Source organism: Streptomyces spongiae (genome assembly GCF_009377185.1).
Classification (GTDB): Bacteria; Actinomycetota; Actinomycetes; order Streptomycetales; family Streptomycetaceae; genus Streptomyces; species Streptomyces spongiae.
In genome coordinates this window covers 1-1,885 of record NZ_VJZC01000994.1, presented here as the reverse complement: position 1 = coordinate 1,885, position 1,885 = coordinate 1, and the positions used below count along the sequence as shown (strand labels likewise).

The following is a 1,885-nucleotide window of genomic DNA, read 5'->3' as shown; positions in this document are numbered from 1 at the left end:
CCCCCGAACGACTCTCCCCCTAAAGACTCCCCGCCCCGCGCCCAGGATTCAGCCGCCCGCGCGCTCGACGCGGCGGGGGCTCCGAAGGGCTCAGCGCCGACCTCCGGGACGCCGAACCCTCCACCCGTACCCGTACCCGTACCAGGCCCGTAGGCGTCCGCGCCCGTGGACTGCCCGGCCTGCCCGGTCTGTCCAGCCTGCCCGGCCTGCCCGGCGCGTTGCGTCCGCCGAGTCACCGCGCGTACACGTGCCACCAGCTCACGCATGCTGAATGGTTTCGCCAGGTAGTCGTCCGCGCCCAGTTCGAGGCCGAGCACGCGGTCGGCCTCCTCGCCCCGCGCGCTGAGGATGATGATCGGGACGTCGGAGGTCTGCCGGATGCCACGGCAGACGTCGATGCCGTCCATGTCCGGCAGGCCCAGGTCGAGCAGCACGACATCGCCGTACGGCCCCCTCAGCCCCTCGGTGCCGGTGCCGACGTGGTTCACCGCCAGCCCGAAGTGGCCCAGCCCCTCGGCGAGCGGTTCGGCGATCGTCTGGTCGTCCTCGATGAGCAGCACTCGTACGCCCATGCCATCCCGTCTCTCCGTGAACCGTCAACGTCACCACGCGTCCGGACAGCAGGAATTCCGTTCCGTGGAGTTGACACGCTACAAGAGCCGTCAATGGTATGTCGCGCGAATCCTGGACAATGTGAGCAGACGCTCAAAAACCGTCCGGACGTCGACCGTTGACGTTCTCTTAAGGTCCCTCTGAGGTGCCCGGACAAAGTCTGGTCCATTCCTGGCCGCGTTTTAGTGTTCCCCTAACCTTCGTCTGGCAGTCGCTGTTCTACGGTGAGTACGGCCTGGTCGAACCCACTCATGACGTAACCCTGACCTGGCCACATACCCCCTGCCGGGAGGAACCGTGAAGGCATTGCTGGACCACGCCCGCACGCTCAAGCGACGGGCCGACTTCGAAAGCGGCGAATACCGGAAACTGGCCGAAGGTCAATATCCCGAGGCGTTGTTCATTACCTGCTCGGACTCACGGGTCATACCCGCCCTGATCACGGGTGCACAGCCCGGAGAGATATTCGAGCTACGGAACGCGGGAAATATCGTTCCACCCTATGGACAACCCGGCGCGTCGGGCGAGGCCGCCACCATCGAGTACGCACTGGAGGTGCTCGGCGTTCAGGACATCGTCGTGTGTGGCCATTCCCACTGTGGCGCGATGGGCGCTCTCAAGTCCGGTGACGACCTGTCCGGGCTGCCCGGCGTGGACGCCTGGCTGGAGCTGGCCCGCCCGAGCCTCGCGCCGCTGATCGACGGAAGCCTGGCCGACCCCTCGCTGTCCGACGTGGTGCAGCTCAACATCGTCAACCAGCTGGCAGCGCTGCGGAGTTACCCGGCGGCGAAGGAGCGCCTCGACTCGGGGCGGCTGCGCCTGCACGGCTGGTACTACGAGGTGGACAGCGGCCAGGTGCATGAGTTGGACGAGGACGGCCTGTTCCGGGAGCACGCCGTATGAGCGGCACGCACGGGAGGCACGCCAAGGCCCAGAACGTGGGACCGGTCGGCGCGGGCCACACGGTGTGGGTCAACGCACCGGGACAGCAGCAGGCCGGCTCCGCTCCACAGGACCCCTGGGCGGGGGTCCCGGACGAATGGGTGCCCGCCGGGGCCCACTCGGCGCCCGCCGCGCCCCAGGACGACTGGGGGGCACCCCCGCGCCACGACGCGTGGGCGACCCCGCCTCCCCCGTCGCATCCGCCGTCGCAGCCGGGGCCGGGTTACTCACCACCCGAGGCGGCCAGGGGCCCCAAGTCCCGTACGGACCCCCAGGCGCCCAAGGGGCCCAAGGGACCCGGGGCCGGACTGTTCTCGAAACTGTCCAAGGA

2 protein-coding genes and 1 pseudogene are annotated in these 1,885 nt (G+C 68.6%); 2 read left to right on the top strand and 1 reads right to left on the bottom strand.

Annotation, left to right across the window (positions count from 1 at the left end; all coding sequences use genetic code 11):
* A partial coding sequence (locus tag FNH08_RS52875; RefSeq protein WP_228034861.1) for a response regulator transcription factor occupies positions 1 to 572 on the bottom strand: 572 nt, incomplete at its 3' end.
* 337 nt (positions 573 to 909) lie between these two features.
* Between FNH08_RS52875 and FNH08_RS49495 the strand changes: the two genes are divergently transcribed.
* Both FNH08_RS49495 and FNH08_RS49490 read left to right on the top strand, forming a co-directional pair.
* Entirely contained in the window at positions 910 to 1,515 is a 606-nt protein-coding gene (locus FNH08_RS49495; protein WP_322726658.1) for a carbonic anhydrase, read from the top strand.
* Positions 1,512 to 1,885 (top strand): annotated as a pseudogene (locus FNH08_RS49490) (hypothetical protein); the annotation flags it as partial. The gene FNH08_RS49495 and the pseudogene FNH08_RS49490, both read left to right, overlap by 4 nt.